Origin of the sequence: Enterobacter sp. MGH 4 (assembly GCF_000534735.1) — a bacterium.
GTDB lineage: Bacteria > Pseudomonadota > Gammaproteobacteria > Enterobacterales > Enterobacteriaceae > Enterobacter > Enterobacter intestinihominis.
This window is the reverse complement of sequence record NZ_KI973289.1, coordinates 1,919,148-1,940,408: the sequence shown is the minus strand read 5'-3', so window position 1 is coordinate 1,940,408 and position 21,261 is coordinate 1,919,148. Positions and strand designations below refer to the sequence as shown.

The following is a 21,261-nucleotide window of genomic DNA, read 5'->3' as shown; positions in this document are numbered from 1 at the left end:
GTGCCGCGACGCCGCTTAGTGAGAAGATTTGTCGTCCTGATGCGGTTTGGCGTTAAACATATCGCACAGCATGTTCAACAGCATTAGACGCACTTTAAAAGGAGAGTGGGTAAACACGTTCATACACCTCTTGAATTCATTCATAAGACCTCCTGATTCATGATCCCTTCGATCCGTGAAGGGTGACTGCATTACATACAGATATAGCACAGGCTATATTGTATAGCTATGGCTAATTCGTTAATTTTTTGTGCTTGTAGAGCTATGGTTTACAATGTGCGCTCCGTTACAGGGCGCTGGAAGCGTCAACCCATTGAGGAAGCACAATGAACCGTCGCGCAGGTAAGCCAACAACAAAAAAAACGACGCAACTGGTGAACGTTGAAGAGCATGTGGAAGGCTTCCGTCAGGTGCGTGAGGCGCACCGCCGGGAGCTGATTGATGATTATGTCGAACTGATCTCCGATCTGATTCGTGAAGTTGGAGAAGCGCGCCAGGTGGATATGGCCGCACGCCTGGGGGTGTCGCAGCCAACCGTTGCCAAAATGTTAAAACGTCTGGCGTCGGTCGGGCTGATCGAGATGATCCCCTGGCGCGGGGTGTTTCTCACCGCTGAAGGCGAAAAGCTGGCGCAGGAGAGCCGCGAGCGCCATCAGATCGTCGAGAATTTTTTACTGGTGCTGGGCGTCAGCCCGGAAATTGCCCGTCGGGATGCCGAAGGTATGGAACACCACGTCAGCGAAGAGACGCTGGTGAAGTTCCGCGAATTTACGCTCAAATATGGCCCCGCCGCTGAATGAACATCCCCGGCTTGCAGGCCCTGAAACGCGATCGTTTTTTCCATCTTTTACTTATCACTGGCGTTGGGCTCAGCGTCTTTGTGCCCTTCACGCCGCACACCTGGCCGGCGGCCATAGACTGGCGCACCATTATTACCCTGAGCGGTTTGATGATGCTCACCAAAGGCGTGGAGCTGAGCGGTTATTTTGACGTGCTGGGGCGCAAAATGGTGCGCCGCTTCGCCACCGAGCGCAAGCTGGCTCTGTTCATGGTCTTTTCGACGGCGCTGCTGTCGACGTTCCTCACTAATGACGTAGCGCTGTTTATCGTGGTGCCGCTTACGCTCACGCTGCGTAAGCTGTGCGAAATACCGGTTACCCGTCTGATTATCTTTGAAGCGCTGGCCGTCAATGCAGGCTCGCTGCTCACGCCGATCGGTAACCCGCAGAACATTCTGCTGTGGGGACGCTCCGGCCTGTCGTTTACCGCATTTACCTGGCAGATGGCGCCGCTGGCGCTGGCGATCGTGGCGACGCTGCTGGTGGTGGGCTGGTTTGCTTTCCCGAATAAATCTTTGCAGTACCACAGCGGTACCACCGGCCCCCAGTGGCAGCCGCGTCTCGTCTGGAGCTGCCTGGGACTGTATATCGTTTTCATTACCGCGCTGGAGTTAAACCAGGCGCTGGCGGGCGCGCTGCTGGTGGCGTGTGGCTTCCTGTTCCTCGCCCGGCGGGTGCTGGTGAGTGTTGACTGGACGCTGCTGCTGGTGTTTATGGCGATGTTTATTGACGTGCATCTGCTGATCCAGCTCCCGGTATTGCAGACCGTTCTCCATAGCGTCAGCGGTCTGTCGCAGCCGGGACTATGGCTGACGGCGATTGGTCTCTCGCAGGTGATCAGTAACGTGCCGTCCACCATTTTGCTGCTTAACTATGTTCCCCCAACGGTACTGCTGGCGTGGGCGGTCAACGTCGGCGGCTTTGGGCTGCCGCCCGGCTCGCTGGCCAACCTCATCGCCCTGCGGATGGCCAACGATCGCCGCATCTGGTGGCGCTTCCATTTATGGTCAATCCCGATGCTGCTCTGGTCTGCGGCGGTCGGTTTCGGACTATTCCTTCTCATATAGTGCGCAATTTGTCAGTTTTTCCTGGCAAATGTATAGCAACGTCCTAGCTTTAGTGAACGGCATAGTGTGATGCCGCTCACTGACAGGACCGTTGCTGAACTATGGCAGAAGATCAAAATCCACCTGCTGACGAGCAGGATCAAAACAATAACGAGCGCAAGCGCCCGGGCAAAAAACCGTTAATTATCCTTGGCATCGTGGTCATCGTGATGGTGATCGTGGCGCTGGTCTGGTGGTTTTTAACCCGTAACGAAGAGACCACCGACGACGCCTTCACCGACGGCGACGTAGTGACCATTGCCCCAAAAACGGCAGGCTACGTTACCGAACTTCGCGTGCGGGATAACCAGCGTGTAAAGAAAGGGGATGTGCTGGTGGTGATCGATCCGCGTGATACCACCGCCCAGCGCGATCAGGCTCAGGCCCAGCTTGGGCTGGCGGTTGCGCAGTTGCATCAGGCACAGGCGCAGCTGGCGCTCTCGAAGGTGCAATATCCCGCCCAGCGCGATGAAGCCAAAGCCCAGGTACTGAAAGCCCAGGCGGATATGACCAACGCTCAGGCGGAGTACCGCCGTCAGCGCGGCGTTGACCCCCGCGCGACCACACAACAAAGCATCGATGCCGCGAACGCTCAACTGCGGAGTGCCCAGGCGGGTCTGGCCAGCGCGCAGGCGCAGCTGGAGGTGGCGGAGCAGGTCCAGCTGCAAATCCGCCAGCAGGAGACTAACGTCGAAGCCCGAGAACGGCAGGTCGATCAGGCCAGAGCGCAGTTGGAAACCGCCAACCTAAACCTCTCTTATACCGAAGTCCGCGCCCCGTTCGACGGTTTTGTCACCAAACGCAACGTCCAGCCTGGTACGCTGGTGCAGGCAGGCACGGCACTGTTCTCGCTGGTTTCCCCGAACGTGTGGGTGGTGGCGAACTTCAAGGAGTCGCAGCTTGAACGTATGAAGCCGGGCGACAAAGTGACCGTGTCCGTCGATGCCTGGCCGGATATGGCGCTCGAAGGCCATATTGACAGCATCCAGCAGGGCAGCGGCTCGCGCTTCTCCGCCTTCCCGTCGGAAAACGCCACCGGTAACTTTGTGAAGATCGTTCAGCGCGTGCCGGTGAAAATCGTCATTGATAAGGGGCTGGATCCGAACAAACCGCTGCCGCTGGGGCTGTCGGTTGAACCGAAGGTCACCGTGGAATGACGGACAGCAGCCACGAAAACTGGAAGCCCGCCAGTAACCCGTGGGCGGTGGCGATTGTGGTCACCCTGGCGGTGTTTATGGAAATTCTGGACACCACCATCGTCAACGTGGCGCTGCCCCACGTCGCGGGATCGCTCTCGGCCAGCTATGACGAATCTACCTGGGTGCTCACCAGCTACCTGGTGGCGAACGGCATCGTGCTGCCGATCTCGGCCTTCCTGAGCCGGCTGTTTGGCCGCAAGCAGTTCTTCCTGATCTGCATTGTGATGTTCACCATCTGCTCGTTCCTGTGCGGCATCGCCACCGAGCTTTGGCAAATCATCCTGTTCCGTGTGATGCAGGGCTTTTTTGGCGGCGGGTTGCAGCCCACGCAGCAATCGGTGCTGCTCGATTACTTCAAGCCGGAGGACAGGGGCAAAGCCTTTGGCCTTTCATCCATTGCCATTATCGTCGCGCCGGTCCTTGGCCCGACGCTGGGAGGCTGGATCACCGATAACTACTCCTGGCGCTGGGTGTTCTTTATCAATATTCCGGTAGGGATTGTGACGGTGCTGGCCATCTATCAGCTGCTGGAAGATCCGCCGTGGGAGAAAAAGTCGGAAGAGAAGCTCACCGTCGACTGGACGGGGATCGGCCTGATCGCTCTCGGACTTGGCTGTTTGCAGGTGATGCTCGACCGGGGCGAAGATGATGACTGGTTCTATTCGAACTTTATCCGCACCTTCGCGGTACTGACGCTGGTCGGCATTATCGGCGCGATCTACTGGCTGATGTATGCCAAAAAGCCGGTGGTGGATCTGCACTGTATGAAGGATCGCAACTTTGCGATCTCCAGCCTGCTGATGGCGGGGATGGCGATGATCCTCTACGGCAGTTCGGTGGTTATTCCGCAACTGGCGCAGCAGGATTTGGGCTATACCGCCACCTGGTCCGGGCTGGTGCTCTCGCCCGGCGCGGTGCTGATTGTGCTGACTATTCCGCTGGTACTGAAGCTGATGCCGGTGGTGCAGACGCGCTGGATCATCGCCTTCGGCTTTACCTGCCTGGCGGTGTCCTTCTTCTGGTCCCGGACGCTGACGCCGGATATCGATTTCGAAACGCTGGTGCTGTTCCGCAGCGCCCAGTCGATTGGACTCGGGTTCCTGTTTGTGCCCCTCACCACCATCGCCTTTATCTCGATCCCGAGGCGGCTTAACGCCGACGCGGCGGCGCTGTTTACCATGTTCCGCAACGTGGCCGGCTCGATTGGGATTTCGCTCTCGACGGCGGCGATCACCGAGCGCTCGCAGGCGCACAGCGCGCATCTGGCTTACCACGCTTCGCCGTTTAATGAGCAGTTCCAGCTGGCGATACGCGAAAGCGCCCAGGCGATCCAGAACTTCACCACTCAGGTGGGCGATCCGACCGGCATTGCCACCGGGCGGATGTACCAGACCATGATCGAGCAGTCGCGCTTTCTGGCCTACATCGACGTCTTCACCATTCTGAGCGCGGTGGCCCTATTACTGATACCGTTTTGTTTGTTGCTCTCGCCGGTTAAGAGCGAGGGGAGTGCAGGAGCACACTGATGATACACAGACGTTTACACCCCCTGATGATAATGATGCTGCTGGTGGGCTGCGCCGTCGGGCCGGACTACCAACAGCCTGCACCGCCCGCCACCACGCACTGGAACGATAAGGGCGACGGTGCGGTGAAATCGCAAACGTCCTCCGCCGCCACCAACCCGCGCTGGTGGAAAACCTTCGGCTCGCCGCAGCTCGACAGCCTGATTGAACGCGCCATCGCCGGAAATCTGACGCTACAGCAAACGGTATTGCGCATTGCCGGCGCGCGCGAACAGATTAACCAGGCCGGCGGGGCATTTTTCCCGTCGGTGAATGGCAATGTGCAGGCGACGCGCCAGCAGCTTGGGCTGGAAGGGGAGCTGAAATCCCACGGCGTGTATGACCAGTTGAATAATGTCGATCCGCAGTTGCGAAGCGCGTTAGGCCCGCTGACGCAGCCGATTAACCTCTATCAGGGCAGCTTCGACGCTCAGTGGGAAATCGACCTGTGGGGCAAGGTGCGCCGTCAGGTAGAAGCGGCCGAGGCGCAGCAGCGGGCGGCGATCGAGCAGCGTAACGATGCGCTGGTCTCGCTGGAAGCCGAAGTGGCGCGGGCGTGGCTACAGCTGCGAGGGGCGCAGAGCATCATTGCCACGCTTAATACGCAAATTGAAAGCGCGCAGCAGACGCTGGATCTGACCGAAAGCCGCCAGCGGGGTGGGCTGTCACCGCAGATGGACGTGGAGAACGCCCGGGCGCAGCTGGGCAATCTTGAAGCCCAATTGCCACAGTATCAGGCGCAGGAACGCCAGGCGATGAACGGGCTGGCCATCCTGCTCGGCAAACCGCCGGGGGCGCTGGATACCGAATTACAATCCGTGCAGCCGATGCCAGCGTTGCCGGATATTGTGCAAACCGGCATTCCGTCAACGCTGGCGCGTCGTCGCCCGGACGTGCGCGAAGCTGAGGCGAACCTCCATGCCGCTACGGCGCAAATTGGCGTCTCGGTAGCCGAACTGTTCCCAAGCTTCACCCTCTCCGGGCAGTTTGGCCTGCGTAACAGCGAATCCGGCTGGCTGACCGACTGGAGCAGCCACTTTTACAGCTTCGGTCCGCAGGTCTCCATCCCCATCTTCCAGGGCGGTCGGCTGGTCTCCAGCGTCAAGGTGGCCCGCGCACAGCAAGGGGCGGCGGTGCTGGACTATCGTCAGACGGTGCTGACGGCGCTCGGCGACGTTGAAAACGCGCTGGTGAGCTATCGCACTGACCAGCAGCGTGAGGCGGGCCTGGCGAAAACCATCGACGCGCTGCAAAACGCTTTTGATCTCGCCAGCGACAGCTACCGACAGGGGATCGCCAGTTTTATTGACGTGCTGGACGCCCAGCGTCAGCTCGCTCAGGCCGAACAGCAGCGGGCGCAGGCGCAGGTGCAGAGCGCGCTTGACCTGGTGGCGCTCTACAAAGCCCTCGGCGGCGGCTGGGAGCCGTATCAGCAGGTTCAGCTGCCAGACTACAGCGTCTTTGGCGATGCCCCGCGCGGATAGATTCAGAGGATTGGGCAAGAAACGGACAGGAACGCCACATTCGCGATGGCTGGGGGGCGGGTATAACTAACAGACACCCAATCGACATGCGAGGAAAGCGTTATGCGTTATCAAAAACTGGGCAATACCGGACTGTTTGTTTCTGAACTCTGCCTCGGCACCATGACCTTCGGCGGCGAGGGCGGCATGTGGGGCAAGATTGGCCAGCTAAGGCAAAACGAAGCCGAGCAGCTGGTGGGCCGCGCGCTGGACGCGGGCATCAACTTTATCGACACTGCCGACGTCTATTCGGAAGGACGCTCGGAGGAGATCCTCGGGCAGGCGCTGAAAAACCTGAACGTTCCACGTGAAAACGTGGTGGTCGCCACAAAGGTGTTTGGTGAAACGGGCACGGCGGGAGTGAACTCACGCGGCGGCTCGCGCTATCACATTATCGACAGCGTAAAGGAGAGCCTGCGCCGCCTGCAGCTCGATCATATCGATCTCTATCAGCTGCACGGTTTCGACCCCGCGACCCCCATCGAGGAGACGCTTTACGCACTGGATAACCTTGTGCAGCACGGTCACGTGCGATACATCGGCGTCTCGAACTGGACTGCGTGGCAGATTGCCAAAGCGCTCGGTATTTCTGAACGTCTTGGGCTGGCGCGTTTCGCATCGTTGCAGGCGTATTACACCATTGCCGGACGTGACCTGGAGCGCGAGCTGGTGCCGATGATGCAGAGCGAAGGCGTCGGATTGATGGTCTGGAGCCCGCTGGCGGGCGGCCTGCTGAGCGGAAAATACGGTCGTGACGGGCAGAGCGAAACCGGAGGCCGCCGTCTGGAATTTGACTTCCCGCCGGTGAATAAAGATCGCGCCTTCGACTGCGTGGACGTAATGCGCGTCATTGCCGAGCGTAGGGGCGTCTCCGTGGCGCAAATCGCGCTGGCATGGCTGCTGCATCAAAAAGCGGTGACCAGCGTCATTATTGGTGCGAAACGCGTCGATCAGCTGGACGATAATATTGCCGCCACCGGGATCCGCTTAAGCGAAGACGAGCTTAAACAGCTTGATGCCGTCAGCGCGCTGCCGCGCGAATATCCAGGCTGGATGCTGGAGCGGCAGGGGGAATACCGTCGTAGTCAGCTCGCGCAGCAGTAACCTTCCTTTTCCCCGGTGGCGCTTCGCTTACCGGGGCTACTATCTCTGGTCTTTATTTCAACCCACCTCACAAAAAATACTCCTTCTCTTTGCCTGATGTTTCATCTCGATCTATATGACTAGTCATGAAATTTAAATGACTAGTCATATAGGGAGCAATCATGAACAAATCACTGCCAGCCAACTTTTTATGGGGCAACTCGGTATCCAGCATGCAGACGGAAGGGGCATGGAATGAGGGCGGGAAGGGGATGTCGGTATATGACATTCGGGAAGCAGGAGAAAACATCTCCGACTGGAAAGTGGCGACCGACTCCTACCACCGCTACCGGGAAGATTTCGATCTGATGCAGGATCTGGGCATGAACTGCTACCGCTTCCAGATCTCCTGGAGCCGCGTCTGCCCGCAGGGTGACGGCGAGTTCAACGCTGAAGGTATCGCGTTTTACGACCGCTTTATTAACGATCTGCTCGCCCGCGGTATTGAGCCGATGGTCTGCCTCTACCACTTCGATATGCCGCTGGCGCTGGCGCAGGAGTACAACGGCTTCAACGACCGCCGGGTGATGGAGGCCTTTATCCGCTACGGCAAGAAGATGATCGACTGCTACGGCGATCGCGTGAAGTACTGGCTGACCTTCAACGAGCAGAACATTTTCCATATGCCGGAAGCTTTTCGCATTTCCGGTTACATGAAAGGCGAGCAAACCCTGCGCGAGCTGTATGAGCTTCAGCACCATGCGATGGTGGCGCACATGACTCTGACCGAATACCTGCACCAGACTAAGCCAGGCAAGCTGATGGGCGGCATGCTGGCGCACCAGTTGATTTATCCAGCCACCTGCAAACCGCGCGATATCTTCTGCGCCCAGCAGTACGACGAATTCCTCAACCAGAACCTGCTGCGCGTCTTCGCGGGACAGGGCTACAGCCCGGCGGTGATGGCGGTGGTGGAGCAGGAGGGCTTCGGTGATATCTACCGCGCAGACGATCTCGCGCTGTTTGCGCGCACGAAGAACGACTTTATGGCCTTCAGCTATTACGCCAGCAAAACGCTGGACAGCGATGCCATCCCGGAAGGCACGCCGGTGAACCATTACCTGCTGCATGGCGAGAAAAATAACCCGTACCTGAAAGCTACCGAGTGGAACTGGCAGATCGACCCGCTGGGCTTTCGCACCATCATCACCCGCTATGCCAACGACTGGCGGATGCCGGTATTCCCGATTGAAAACGGCATCGGCGTGATCGAGTCCTGGGACGGGGTAAACCCGATCGAGGACACCTACCGCATCGACTACCACCGGGCGCACATCGAGGCGATGAAAGCGGCAATATTCGAGGACGGGGCAGAGGTAATGGGCTACCTAGGCTGGGGCTTAATCGACATTCTCAGCTCGCAGGGTGACATGCGTAAGCGCTACGGCGTGGTCTACGTCAACCGTGAAAATCACGACCTGAAAGACCTTAAGCGCGTGCCGAAGAAGAGCTACGCGTGGTTAAAACAGGTTATCCATACTAACGGACGCGAGATGTAAGCCGTACGCTGCCGGGCCGTTTTTGTGACTGATTGATGGGAATACTCCGCTATGTCTGAAACAAAAATAACACCGCACATGCAGTCTTTTGTCGATAAATTTGTTGAGTTCTCGGCGCGCCTGGCAAACCAGGTACACCTGCGATCCCTGCGGGACGCTTTCGCCACGGTGATGCCGATTTTCATCCTCGCCGGTCTGGCGGTGCTGGTGAACAACGTCGTGTTTCCATGGGTGCTGGAAGGCGACACGCTCACGCAGTTTAAGGTGTGGGGCGAGGCGATTATCAACGGCACGCTGAACATCGCCGCGCTGCTGCTGGCGCCGATGATCGCCTGGTCGCTGGCGCGCAACAAAGATTTCGACAATCCGGTCTCGGCAGTAGTTATCGCCGTCAGCAGCTTCATCATCATGATGCCGATGCGCTTACAGATTACGCCTGTCGGCAGCGACGCCACGGTGAACGTCACCCAGGTGCTGACGTTCGCCAATATCGGCTCGACCGGCATTTTCGCCGGGGTGCTGATTGGGCTGCTCTCAACCGAGCTGTTTATCGCCATTTCACGGCTGAAGGCGCTGCACATTTCGCTGGGGGAGAACGTGCCTCCGGCGGTGAGCAAATCCTTTACCGCGCTGATCCCGACAATCCTCACGCTCTCCCTGTTTGCGGTGCTGGCGGCCATACTGGCGAACGTGCTGCATACGGATCTGATCCATCTCATTACGACATTCATTCAGCAGCCGCTGCGGCTGATCAACACCAGTCTGCCCGGGACGATCTTCATTTACAGCTTCGGTAACTTCCTGTTCACGCTCGGTATTCATCAGTCGGTAGTCAACAGCGTGGTGCTGGAGCCGTTTCTGCTGATCAACACCAACGAGAACATGCTGGCCTTTGCCAACGGCCAGCCGATCCCACACATCATCAACAACATTTTTGTGCCGACCTTTGGCATGGTGGGCGGGACGGGCAGCACTATCTCATTGCTGATCGCTATCTTCATCTTCTCAAGACAGAAATCAGCGAAGCAGGTGGCGCGTCTGTCACTGGCGCCGGGTCTGTTCAACATCAACGAGCCGGTGATTTTCGGCCTGCCGATTGTCTTTAACCTGCCGCTGATGATCCCGTTTGTGCTGCTGCCCGCCATCGGGATTTACTTTGCGTGGCTCTGTACCACGCTGGGTCTGATGTCGCGCTGCGTGGTGATGATCCCGTGGACGACCCCGCCGATCCTCAGCGCCTGGCTGGCGACGGCGGGGGACTGGCGGGCGGTGGTGGTGCAGTTGGCAATCATCGTATTTGGTGTATTCTTCTACCTGCCTTTCCTCAAGGTGGCCGAGCGAGTGGCCTTGAAAAACAGCGGGACAGAACACTAATTTAAGGAAGGAAGATGGCGGCGAAGTACATCACCATAGCGCGGGAAATTAAGAAACGCATTATTACCCAGCAGTACGCCGCCAATGAACCGCTGCCGGACCAGTTCGCGCTGGCGGCGGAGTTCAGCACCAGCCGGATGACCATTCAGCAGGCGATGCGTCAGCTGATTGTCGAAGGGCTGGTCTATACCCGACAGGGGCAGGGCACGTTCATCCGAAAAAATTTCCTCCAGCTTTCCCAGTGGGATCTCTCCGGCAGCGACTACTTCGGGGCGACCAAAACCTGGGAACATTTAGGCACGGTGAGCAGTCAGGTTGTGCACTTCGAACTGCGTTTCCCGAACGAGAAAGAGCAGGCCTCGCTGATGATAAATCCGGATACGCCGATCTATGACTTCATCCGTCTGCGTTTACTCAACGGTGAGCCGATGTCCCTGGACGCCACGGTGATGCCGCTCAATCTGGTGCCCGGCCTGAACAAAGCCCATCTTGAAAGTTCGGTATTCCGGTATGTGCAGGAGACGCTGGGGCTGAAGATCATGGGATCGTATCGTGTGGTGCGGGCGCTGAAGCCCAGTGCGCTGGATATGCAGCATCTGGTCTGTGAGCCAACCGACCCGGTGCTGGAGGTCGAGCAGGTGATCTATCTGGAAGATGGTACGCCGCTGGAGTACGCCCATTGTCACTATCGCTATGATCATGGCGGCATCGTAATTGTGAATAACGGATAAAAAAAAGCGGGCCTCGAGGCCCGCTTTGTTCGTGCTCGCGATTAGTTCAAACGCACCGGCATACCGGAACGGTTCTGAATCGCCTGGTCAACGATGGTCGTGTCAACATCCGCCTGAGAGGTAACGGACTGCACCGCGCTGGTCAGCTTAATCGGTACGATTTCGTTGTTGTTGATCTGATCTTCGCTGGTGGACAGCGGGTTATGCACTTCAATGTAACGGCTGCCGTCCGGCTCTGACGTCGCTTTCACCGGTTCGTTAATGAACTGCACGCGCGTACCGACCGGCACGTTATCGAACAGGAATTTGATGTCTTCATTACGCAGACGTACGCAGCCGTGGCTTACGCGCAGGCCGATACCGAAGTTGGCGTTAGTACCGTGGATGGCATACAGACGACCAATGTACAGCGCGTACAGACCCATCGGGTTATCCGGGCCAGCAGGCACAACGGCCGGCAGCGGTTCACCGGCAGCAATGTACTCAGCGTGCATTTTGGCGGTCGGCGTCCAGGTTGGGCCCGCTTTCTTACGCTCCACTTTGGTGGTCCAGTTCAGCGGGGTGTCTTTACCCAGCTGACCGATACCGATAGGCAGAACGATCACGGTGTTGGTGCCCTTCGGGTAGTAATACAGACGCATTTCGGCGCTGTTAATCACGATACCTTCGTGCACGGTATCCGGCAGGATCAGCTGCTGTGGAATGTTGAGTACGGTACCCGCTTTCGGCAGATACGGGTCAACGCCCGGGTTCGCTTCCAGCATGTTAGACAGGCCGAGCTGATACTGCGCCGCGAAGTATTCCAGCGGCTGAGTGTTACCTTCCGGAACTGTCACCACCTGGTTTTCACCCACCAGACGGCTTCCGTCTGTCGGCAGGGGATACGTCACCGCAGACGCGGTCTTACAAAAACCTACTACGGCTAACGCCGCCGCAAAAAGCGTTGTTAATTTCATGTTCATGTTATGCGAGGTATCTAAGCCATTCTGGCGATGAGTTGAGAAGTCTGAATCTGTAATGGGAGCGCATTATATGTGCATTCCCGTTAACTGGGAATTCAGATGTGTACGAAATCACATTTTTTTCGATTTTGTTAAAGTTTAGTGGATTACCGCAACACAGGATCTCAATTCGGAATTGTGGCATAATGCCGCGTTTATCACACTTTTCGCAGGAATCTCTCCGTGTTAGTTACCAGCAACGTCACTATGCAGTTTGGCAGTAAGCCGCTGTTCGAAAATATTTCCGTCAAATTTGGCGGCGGCAACCGTTACGGCCTGATTGGTGCCAACGGTAGCGGAAAATCCACCTTTATGAAGATCCTCGGCGGTGACCTGGAGCCGACGCTGGGCAACGTGTCGCTCGACCCGAACGAGCGTATCGGTAAGCTGCGTCAGGATCAGTTCGCCTTCGAAGAGTTCACCGTGCTCGACACCGTGATCATGGGGCATGCGGAGCTGTGGGAAGTGAAGCAGGAGCGCGATCGTATCTACGGTCTCGCTGAGATGAGCGAAGAAGACGGTTACAAAGTGGCCGACCTGGAAACGCAGTACGGCGAAATGGACGGTTATTCTGCGGAAGCGCGTGCGGGCGAACTGCTGCTGGGCGTCGGCATTCCTGTTGAACAGCATTATGGTCCGATGAGCGAAGTTGCGCCAGGCTGGAAGCTGCGTGTGCTGCTGGCGCAGGCGCTGTTCTCTAACCCGGACATCCTGCTGCTCGACGAACCGACCAACAACCTGGACATCGACACCATCCGCTGGCTGGAGCAGACCCTGAACGATCGCGACAGCACCATGATCATCATCTCGCACGACCGTCACTTCCTTAACATGGTGTGTACGCACATGGCGGATCTGGATTACGGCGAGCTGCGCGTTTATCCGGGCAACTACGATGAGTACATGACGGCGGCAACCCAGGCGCGTGAACGTCTGCTTGCCGACAACGCCAAGAAGAAAGCGCAGATTGCGGACCTGCAATCCTTCGTGAGCCGCTTCAGCGCCAACGCCTCTAAATCGCGCCAGGCAACGTCGCGTGCCCGTCAGATCGACAAAATCAAGCTCGAAGAGGTAAAAGCCTCCAGCCGTCAGAACCCGTTCATCCGCTTCGAGCAGGACAAGAAGCTGTTCCGTAACGCGCTGGAAGTGGAAGCCCTCACCAAAGGCTTCGATGAAGGCCCGCTGTTCAAAAACTTCAACCTGCTGCTGGAAGTGGGCGAGAAGATTGCTATCCTGGGTGCCAACGGCGTGGGTAAATCCACTATGCTGAAAACTCTGGTGGGCGAAATGCAACCGGATAACGGTACCGTGAAATGGTCTGAAAACGCGCAGATTGGTTACTACGCGCAGGACCATGAATATGAGTTCGAAAACGATCTGACCGTCTTCGACTGGATGAGCCAGTGGAAGCAGGAAGGCGACGACGAGCAGGCGGTACGCAGCATTCTGGGGCGTCTGCTGTTCAGCCAGGACGACATCAAAAAGCCCGCCAAAGTGCTCTCCGGTGGTGAAAAGGGCCGTATGCTGTTCGGCAAGCTGATGATGGAAAAACCGAATATCCTGGTGATGGACGAACCAACCAACCACCTGGATATGGAATCGATCGAATCCCTGAACATGGCGCTGGAGATGTATCAGGGCACCCTGATCTTCGTCTCTCACGACCGTGAGTTCGTCAGCTCCCTGGCGACCCGCGTGATCGAAATCACGCCAGAGCGCGTGGTGGACTTCACCGGTAACTACGAAGATTACCTGCGCAGTAAAGGTATCGAGAGTTAAAAAAATAGCCGGGTGGCGGCTTCGCCTTACCCGGCCTACGCTCTATCCCCTCTCCCTGTGGGAGAGGGTTAGGGTGAGGGCATCAGGCCGCACTAAACCACCCACTCGCCCCCTTCAACCCCGTTCACCCGCAGCGTACGTTTTTCCCCCGTCGGTAATGACACCTTCAGCGCCTTCCATGCCGGACGATAGTCGCCGCGCGTATTCACCTTCAGGTTGATACTTGCGCCGTCGCACACCATCTCCCATTCCACCCACAGCGCATTGCCGTTCAGGTAGCCCCAGCTTTCGCCGTCATCCTCAAACAGCAGCCCGGAGGTGGTGCCGACGCCTTTCACCGGGAACAGTTTTAGCTCGCGGGTATCGTCTTTATCGGCGCACACGTGACGGATGCGTTCGCTGAGCGGCAAACCGGCCCCGGCGCGCACCAGAAGCGGCAGCTTTTCCAGCGGCGCATCAAGGACGATCGATTGCCCGCCCGCATACCACGTGTGGGTGTAAAAATCGTACCAGCCGGTTTCGTTATCCGGCAGCCAGACGCGGCGCTCGCGCTGCCCGGCTTCGACGACGCTGGCCACCAGCAGGTCACGGCCCAGCAGGAAGTCGTCGCACTCTTCAAAGGTCTGCGCATCGTGCTCATGATCGAGGAAGGTCGGGCGCAGCATCGGCTCGTCGTCGGCGTGCGCCTGCCAGAGCAGGGTGTAGAGGTACGGCAGCAGGCGATAGCGCAGTTCAATGGCGCTACGAATCGCAGGGGTCACGCCCGGGTACATCCACGGTTCGTTCACGGTGCGATCGTCATTCCACGAGTGGATGGTAAAGCGCGGATGCATCACGCCGTTCTGTACCCAGCGCACGAACAGCTCGGCATCCGGCTTGTCGCCGGAGAAACCGCCGACGTCGTGACCGACGTTGAACAGTCCGGACAGGCTCATGCCCAGGCCCATGCGGATGTTATAGCGCAGGGTGTCCCAGTTGGTACGGTTGTCGCCGCTCCAGGTCTGAACGTAGCGCTGCATTCCGGCACAGCCGGAGCGGGAGATCAGATACGGACGTTTATCCGGCGCAAAGCGCTGCTGTGCTTCCAGCGAGGCGCGCATCATCAGCAGCGGCATCACCGGGCGAATATGCTTGATGGCGATCTCCTGGCCGAAGCCATAGCAGCGCGCCTCCCCGTCCCACACTTCATACTCGTTGTTGTCGTTCCAGGTGGAGTCGATGCCCATCTCCAGCAACTGCGTGGTCACGCCGTTCTGCCACCACTGCACCGTCTGCGGGTTGGTGAAGTCGAGATGCGATCCTTCGTCATCCCAGAAGCTGGAACATTCAGGCGCATCGGTTTCTGAATCGCGAATGAACAGGCCGCGTTCCGCCACTTCGCCGTAGCGGGGATGATCCTGCAACAGACACGGCTTGATGTTTGCCGCAAGCCGCAGCCCCGCGTCGTGGAACGCCTGGCTCATCACCTTCGGCTGCGGCACTTTGTCGTAGTTCCAGTTAAAGACGTAGCGCTTGCCGTTAATCGAGGTATAGCCGGAGGAGAGCTGGAACGAGTCGCACGGAATGGCATGCTCATCGCACAGGCGGATGAAGTTCATCAGCTGGTCCTGCGCGTCCGGCGCGTCGGTGTAGTGCATGGTTGAGCCGCTGTAGCCCAGGCTCCACTTCGGTCCGAACAGCGTTTTCCCCGTCAGGCGCACGAAGGCTTTCGTCACGTCCAGCACGCGCTTGCCGGTGAAGAGGTAGTAGTCAATATCGCCCGCTTCCGCCTGCCAGCGGCGGTAGGCGGTGTGATAGTTGTCGATCTCGTTACCCAGATCCAGCCAGCAGCTGCTCAGGTTATCGTAGAACAGGCCGTAGCTCACGTCATCGCGACGGGTGAGGGTGAACGGGATGTGCTTGTAAAGCGGATCGGTGCGGGCAGCGTTATAGCCCATCGCGTCCAGGTTACGCATCTCATAGCGTTTGCCGTTACGCTGTAAATCCCCCGCTTTCTCACCCAGACCGTAAAAACGTTCATCCTTGCGACGGCTGAGATAGTGCGCCACGCCGTCACCGTGGGCATTGAGCAGGTAGGCGCTGGTGGGACGGTCGTTAACCAGCGGCTGCCACTCGCCCGCTTCATTGCGGTAGTGCCACTCCAGCCACAGGGGCTGGTGGACGGTGACGCGCAGCTGTTCAGTCGCTACGGTTAACGCATCGCCCTGCTGCGTCAGTGTCCAGGCCGGGCAGGTGAAGCCGCTGACATCGTCACGACGGCGGCCTTCCCACGGTACGTCTTGTTCCGGCGCGATGCTCCAGGTGCGGTCCAGCGCCAGCTGGCCTTTACGCTTGATCAGCACGCGGAACAGATTCTCTTCCAGCACATACAGGCACAGACGGTGCTGGTTATCCACCAGCAGTTCCAGATGATTCGCTGACTGCGTATCGATGGTCCAGTTTTTCAGGGTTTTCATATGCAATACATCCACTATCAGGCGCGCTTGGCGCGACGTTCAGCAATAAATGCCACCAGGAAGAAAGCGCCAATCAGGTCAAAGAAGCCCATGGCGATAAAGAGCGGGTTGAAGCCGATTTTGTCGGCGGTCACCCCAATCAAAAGGGAGAACAGGAAGCTGGCGATCCACGCCGCCGAGCCGCGCATGCCGTTAACCGTCGCCATCTGGCCCTTGTCGAACGACTCCACGACCAGCGCGCTCAGCATGCAGGAGATGATCTGGTGGCCGAAACCGCCGATGGAGATCAGCACGATGGTGATATACGGGTCGCGGGTCACGGCCACAACGGCCAGAGAAATCATCAAAAACGCGCCGGTCACTGAACTTGCCACCACCGAGTTGACGCGGGTGCAGCCGAACCAGCGGGTATAAAGCCGGGTGAGGTAGCCGCTCGCCACGCTGCCGAGGTCGGCGGCGAGGAACGGCAGCCAGGCGAACATCGCGATCTGTTTCAAATCCATGCCGTGCTCTTTGGCGAGGTAAAGCGGCACCCAGAAGCTCAGCACCGCCCAGGCGGGTTCCGCCATAAAGGCCGGAATGGCGATACCGTAGAACCGTTTGTTCTTCGAGACGGTTTTCAGCGCGGTCAGAAAGGGCAGCCTGACCGGTGCGGGTTCGTTATCCTGTTTGATAAACGCCAGCTCGTCGCGGCTCAGGTTCGGGTGCTGCTCCGGGTTGTGATAGAAGATCCACCACAGGATCACCCACAGCAGCGCCAGCACGCCGGTAAACATAAACGCACCCTGCCAGCCGAACGACGCATGAGCGAAGTAAATGATTGGCGGAGCCAGCATCGCACCGATGGAGAAGCCCACGCCCGCCCAACCGGCGGCAACAGGACGCTCTGATTTCGGGAACCATTCACCGATGGTTTTGGCGTTCGCTGGCGTGGCGGCGGCTTCGGACGCGCCCATAAAGAAGCGCAGGATCGCGAGATGCAGCCAGCTCCCGGCACCTGCGTGGAAGATACACATCAGCGCCCAAATCCCGGCGCAGACCATAAAGCCAATCTTGAGGCCGATAACGTCAATCAGCCAGCCGCAAAGGGGCTGGAAAATGGTATAGGCGATCTGGAACGCGCCGACGATCCACGAGTATTGCTCGGTGGTGATACCAAGGCTCTCTTTCAGCTCGGGGGCGAGAATACCTAACGAGTTACGGGTGATGTAGTTTACGGTCACGCCAAGAAGAAACAGCACCAGTACGTACCAGCGCAGATTCTTAATGACGCGACGGGTTTTGCTTGTCGCAACGGTGTTGTTGATGTCCTGACTCATTTTCTTCTCCACAAGACGGACGGTAAGGGACAAAGGTTCAGGTGTCACACAGCGTCAGGCGTTTGAAAGTTATCTGTTTTAGAGTGCTAAGCTGCTATACAACTAGTATGAAAGTTGTGTGACAGGTTCACCTTAAGAGAGAAATTGAGCAGGAAATAGTGGATTTTGTGCAAACTTTCTCATAACCGAGGTTTAATTTTCGGCATTATGGCCTTCTCGCAAGTTATTACCTGATAAAGATGTTGTGAAAATTTTTTCATTTCACATCCGGAGCCAGATCACAAAATGGATAAAAGGCTTAAAATCACCGAAATCGCCGCCCGTACCCGGCTCTCCATCAGCACCGTTTCCCGCGTGCTGGCGGGGAAGGCAAACACCAGCGAAAAAGCACGGGCAACGGTGCTGGCATGCGCGCGTGAGCTGGGGGTAATAGAGGGCATGGCGGCGGGGCGTCTGTTGCTTAACAGCCTGATGGTGTTTGCCCCGCAGCGGGCGTTTGACGAGCGGTCTGACATCTTTTATTACCGCGTCATCCAGAGCGTGAGCAAAGGGCTGGCCTCGCACGAGGTTCGCCTGCGTTACTGTGCGCTGGAGGAGAACGACAGCGACGCCCAGCTGTTTCTGGCCCGCACGAACGAAGTGGACACCCAGGCGGCGATCCTCCTCGGTATCGACGATCCGCATATCCACGATCTGGCGGTAGACGTGGGCAAACCCTGCATGCTGATTAACTGCCGGGACCGCCACATGCGCCTGCCCGCCGTCGCGCCGGATCACCGCGCCATTGGCGAGCGGGCGGCGGAGTACCTGTTCGAGATGGGGCACCGGGAGGTGATGAATGTGCTGTGTTTGCGTCGCTATACCATGGAGCTGCGCCTGTCGGGGATCCGCGACGCGTGGCACGGCCATAACCTCAGGTTTAGCGACCGGCGCGATCTGCTGATGGTGCCAAGCTTTAGCGCCAAAGAGACGGAGCAACTGGTGAGTGAGTGGCTTCACCAGCAAAAAGGGAAAGATCTGCCGACGGCGTTCCTGGTGGGCGGCGACTTTATGGCGGCGGGGACCATCAGCGCCCTGCAAAAACACGGTCTGCGCGTGCCGCAGGATGTCTCGGTGATGAGCATCGACGGGTTTAATCTCGCGGCGATTCAGGATGTGCCTCTGACGGCGGTGCATGTCCCGCGCGATGAGCTGGGAACAGAAGCGGTATATATGCTCCAGCAGCGGCTGATGCGCCCGGACGCGCCGGTCGGAACATTGCTGCTGAACGGCACGCTGGCCGTGCGGGAATCGGTACGGCGGATACGTCAGGGAAAACGACGCACCGCCGTTGAGCGGGAAGGGCTTTACGACAGTTAAGCCATGCCCAGCGCGCGCTTGCCGTGGATGTTCAGATCGTTCACGGTGAAACGGTCCTGCCAGCTTTTCTCATAATCCTCGCGCGGGAAATCTCCCGGTGACGCGCCGGTTTCCAGCGCTTCCTTGACCTTTTTCGCGTAGGCGAGGTTTTTCTCGCACATCGGCGCGGCAGGAATATACATCACGTTGCCCCAGCCCTGTTGGTTTTCCACCGGCGCGACCGAGTGGATCACATCGCAGTGCCACCAGACAGAATCACCGGCTTCCAGCGCGGGAATGCTGGTCAACGCTTCGATGAGCAACGGATGCCACTTCTCAGAAATCGGCAGCACGCGCCCCGGCGCCACGCCGCACAGTTCGTCTTCCGGCACGTCGTCCAGCAGCGGACGCAGCAGAATGTAAGCCATCGCTTCCGGGATCGGCACCACGTGCAGCAGCCCCTGGCCGGGGATCATGTCCGACAGTGCCGTCCAGCCCTGGAAGGTGCGGAACACGGAGCATTTGGTGGTGTTATCCACCGTGTACTCTTCCACCTCGGTACGGTGCGCAGCATTCCACGGATCGTATTTCTCAACGTTGCCGTCAAACACGCGGGCAAAGACCTGCTGATAAGCGGGCAGCAGCCAGCGCTCCAGCGCGCCGGAATCGGTGTGTGCGCCAAGTCCTTTCGAGGTTGTTCCTGGTGGGCGGCGGCGAATGCGGTCCGGATAAATTACGCTCACGTCCGGGTCGAACCACTGCTTACCGTTGCTCTCAAATGTCCATAAGCGGTTCAGGAACGACTGTACCTGTGCCATCTCTTCACTCTGGCGCGCCTGCATTTGCGCCTGAGACCAGTAGATCGGATAAATCTCCGGGCGAGAGGCCGTTAAGGTGCCGAAGAAGTTATCGCCGGGTCCTTTGTAAACCTCGTCAAACTTATTCAGATCGAGGTAGTCGAGCATCGATTGATCCCATGCCAGCGCCTGCTCGCGCGGGAAGTGGCTTTTGATCACCGCGCAGCCGCGACGTTTAACCGCTTCGCGCTGTTCGGCGGTGATCGTACCGTTTTTCACATCCGTAAAGGGGATTACCGGCCATACGGATTCACCTTTATTTTTAAGGGCGTTAATTTCCGCCACGCGTGCGGCGATTTTGTCGCTAAGCCGGTCGAACACTGCCTGCACGTCACCGATCTGGGCCCGTAGCGCGCGTTTCATCTGACGAATTGCCGCTTTGTGGTCCGCTGGCAACGTTTCGCTGGTAAAGGTCATAACTGCCTCGCATCTTTCATTCGAAAGTAAAAGTGTCTACAAGTGATACTTTAAGTTAAAAATAAGTTAATGCAAGTTTAAAACCTTGACGGGCGCCACAGGATGGAAAAAGAGTGAAGGGGCCGGAGCGAGGCTCCGGCAGGTAGGGGATCAGACGTCGAACGGGGAGTGGGCGTCGAGCACGGCCTGAATCACATTCAGCGCGCCCTGATGGTTGTTATCGTCGGTAGTGTAACGGCTGACCGCTTGAATGCTTTCCGCCGCATTGCCCATCGCAAATGAATATTTCACCAGCTTCAGCATTTCCGCATCGTTGCCGCTGTCGCCAATGCCCACGCACGCCTGCGGGGAGACTTTCCAGCGTTTCAGCAGACGACTGATGCCGTTGGCTTTGTGCAGGCCCGGGATAATCAAATCGACAAAACCGAAGCCGCTGGTAACCGGCTTCATGATGCCGTCCAGGGAGACATGCAGTTTATCGACCAGGTTCGGGATATCGCTGTCCGGCAGGTTCAGGGAGAATTTAAACAGCACGTCGTCAATGTCGCGGTAATCGCTGATGGGTTTTAAGCGATGGTAGTGTTTCGACATCAGCTTCACGAACGCTTCTGGAGCCTTATCGCTGACGTACGCGCTCTCCAGCCCGCAGGCCACAAAATTCAGCCCTTTGTCTTTCAGTAGTTCACCAATGACGATCTGCGACTCATGACGCGTTAGCTCACCGTGGAAAATCTGTTCGCCGTGGTCGAACACCAGCGCGCCGTTTTCCGCGACGAAGGAGATCTGATCTTTCAGCTCCGGGAAAAAGGAGATGAGCTGGTAATACTGGTTGCCGCTGGCGACAACAAATTCGATGTTACGGGCTTTAAGCTGCTCAAACTGTGCCTGGAAGCGGTCACGATCGTACTGCTTGGCATCATCAAGGAAAGTTCCGTCCATATCGGTGACGATAACTTTTACGGTCATACTGTGCTCCTGGGTCACTGCGTTTTGAAACATTCTAATAACAAGGTGACGGGGAGCACAAATTTAATTTCGAATGAAAGTCAGAAAGCCGGGTGGCGGCTTCGCCTTACCCGGCCTACGGGGAGACAATGTAGGCCCGGTAAGCGCAG

17 protein-coding genes are annotated in these 21,261 nt (G+C 57.8%); 11 read left to right on the top strand and 6 right to left on the bottom strand.

What is annotated here, in order from left to right:
- Window positions 1-15 precede the first annotated feature (15 nt).
- The gene (gene mntS / locus L350_RS13240; protein ID WP_022647525.1) at window positions 16-144 is read right to left on the bottom strand and encodes a manganase accumulation protein MntS; all 129 of its coding nucleotides are present in this window, start codon (window positions 142-144) and stop codon (window positions 16-18) included.
- Between the two features lie 182 nt (window positions 145-326).
- Between mntS and mntR the strand changes: the two genes are divergently transcribed.
- From mntR to L350_RS13285, 9 genes are all read left to right on the top strand, one after another.
- Window positions 327-800, top strand: coding sequence for a manganese-binding transcriptional regulator MntR (mntR, locus tag L350_RS13245; RefSeq protein WP_022647526.1), 474 nt, complete (start codon window positions 327-329; stop codon window positions 798-800).
- Window positions 797-1,906 carry an anion transporter gene (locus L350_RS13250; protein WP_032624606.1) on the top strand — a complete coding sequence of 370 codons (1,110 nt, stop codon included), beginning with the start codon at window positions 797-799 and terminating at the stop codon, window positions 1,904-1,906. The genes mntR and L350_RS13250 overlap by 4 nt, the downstream gene beginning before the upstream one ends.
- Before the next feature lie 101 nt (window positions 1,907-2,007).
- Complete coding sequence (locus L350_RS13255) at window positions 2,008-3,102, top strand: HlyD family secretion protein (protein ID WP_023305746.1); 1,095 nt, start codon at window positions 2,008-2,010, stop codon at window positions 3,100-3,102.
- Window positions 3,099-4,670 carry a DHA2 family efflux MFS transporter permease subunit gene (locus L350_RS13260; RefSeq protein ID WP_023299651.1) on the top strand — a complete coding sequence of 524 codons (1,572 nt, stop codon included), beginning with the start codon at window positions 3,099-3,101 and terminating at the stop codon, window positions 4,668-4,670. Before L350_RS13255 ends, L350_RS13260 begins: the two co-directional genes overlap by 4 nt.
- Window positions 4,670-6,193 carry an efflux transporter outer membrane subunit gene (locus tag L350_RS13265; protein ID WP_032624604.1) on the top strand — a complete coding sequence of 508 codons (1,524 nt, stop codon included), beginning with the start codon at window positions 4,670-4,672 and terminating at the stop codon, window positions 6,191-6,193. The genes L350_RS13260 and L350_RS13265 overlap by 1 nt, the downstream gene beginning before the upstream one ends.
- Before the next feature lie 102 nt (window positions 6,194-6,295).
- A complete protein-coding gene (locus L350_RS13270; RefSeq protein WP_023299653.1) occupies window positions 6,296-7,336 on the top strand; it encodes an aldo/keto reductase in 1,041 nt (346 codons plus the stop codon).
- 161 nt (window positions 7,337-7,497) lie between these two features.
- Complete coding sequence (locus L350_RS13275) at window positions 7,498-8,874, top strand: glycoside hydrolase family 1 protein (RefSeq protein ID WP_032624603.1); 1,377 nt, start codon at window positions 7,498-7,500, stop codon at window positions 8,872-8,874.
- A gap of 51 nt (window positions 8,875-8,925) precedes the next feature.
- On the top strand, window positions 8,926-10,248 hold the full coding sequence (locus L350_RS13280) for a PTS sugar transporter subunit IIC (protein WP_032624602.1): 1,323 nt from the start codon (window positions 8,926-8,928) through the stop codon (window positions 10,246-10,248).
- Between the two features lie 14 nt (window positions 10,249-10,262).
- Complete coding sequence (locus L350_RS13285) at window positions 10,263-10,979, top strand: GntR family transcriptional regulator (RefSeq protein WP_032624601.1); 717 nt, start codon at window positions 10,263-10,265, stop codon at window positions 10,977-10,979.
- A gap of 41 nt (window positions 10,980-11,020) precedes the next feature.
- Here the strand turns inward: L350_RS13285 and ldtB are convergent, their stop codons facing one another.
- Entirely contained in the window at window positions 11,021-11,941 is a 921-nt protein-coding gene (gene ldtB, locus L350_RS13290) for a L,D-transpeptidase (protein WP_003858435.1), read from the bottom strand.
- A 222-nt stretch (window positions 11,942-12,163) separates the two neighbouring features.
- Between ldtB and L350_RS13295 the strand changes: the two genes are divergently transcribed.
- Window positions 12,164-13,759: an ABC-F family ATPase gene (locus L350_RS13295; protein ID WP_022647534.1), complete on the top strand. Its 1,596-nt coding sequence runs from the start codon at window positions 12,164-12,166 to the stop codon at window positions 13,757-13,759.
- Window positions 13,760-13,851: 92 nt separating this feature from the next.
- Here L350_RS13295 and L350_RS13300 read toward each other — a convergent pair whose 3' ends face one another.
- On the bottom strand, window positions 13,852-16,215 hold the full coding sequence (locus L350_RS13300) for a glycoside hydrolase family 31 protein (protein WP_032624599.1): 2,364 nt from the start codon (window positions 16,213-16,215) through the stop codon (window positions 13,852-13,854).
- A 17-nt stretch (window positions 16,216-16,232) separates the two neighbouring features.
- Entirely contained in the window at window positions 16,233-17,534 is a 1,302-nt protein-coding gene (locus tag L350_RS13305; RefSeq protein WP_023299659.1) for an MFS transporter, read from the bottom strand.
- 285 nt (window positions 17,535-17,819) lie between these two features.
- On the opposite strand from L350_RS13305, the gene L350_RS13310 reads away from it, so the two are divergent.
- Window positions 17,820-18,893: a LacI family DNA-binding transcriptional regulator gene (locus L350_RS13310; protein WP_032624597.1), complete on the top strand. Its 1,074-nt coding sequence runs from the start codon at window positions 17,820-17,822 to the stop codon at window positions 18,891-18,893.
- On the opposite strand, the gene L350_RS13315 is transcribed toward L350_RS13310, so the two are convergent.
- Window positions 18,890-20,146 (bottom strand): DUF1479 domain-containing protein, encoded by a 1,257-nt coding sequence (locus L350_RS13315; protein ID WP_022647538.1) that lies wholly within the window; start codon window positions 20,144-20,146, stop codon window positions 18,890-18,892. The two genes, L350_RS13310 and L350_RS13315, sit on opposite strands and share 4 nt — an antisense overlap.
- Window positions 20,147-20,296: 150 nt before the next feature.
- Window positions 20,297-21,112 carry a Cof-type HAD-IIB family hydrolase gene (locus L350_RS13320; protein ID WP_032624595.1) on the bottom strand — a complete coding sequence of 272 codons (816 nt, stop codon included), beginning with the start codon at window positions 21,110-21,112 and terminating at the stop codon, window positions 20,297-20,299.
- Window positions 21,113-21,261 lie beyond the last annotated feature (149 nt).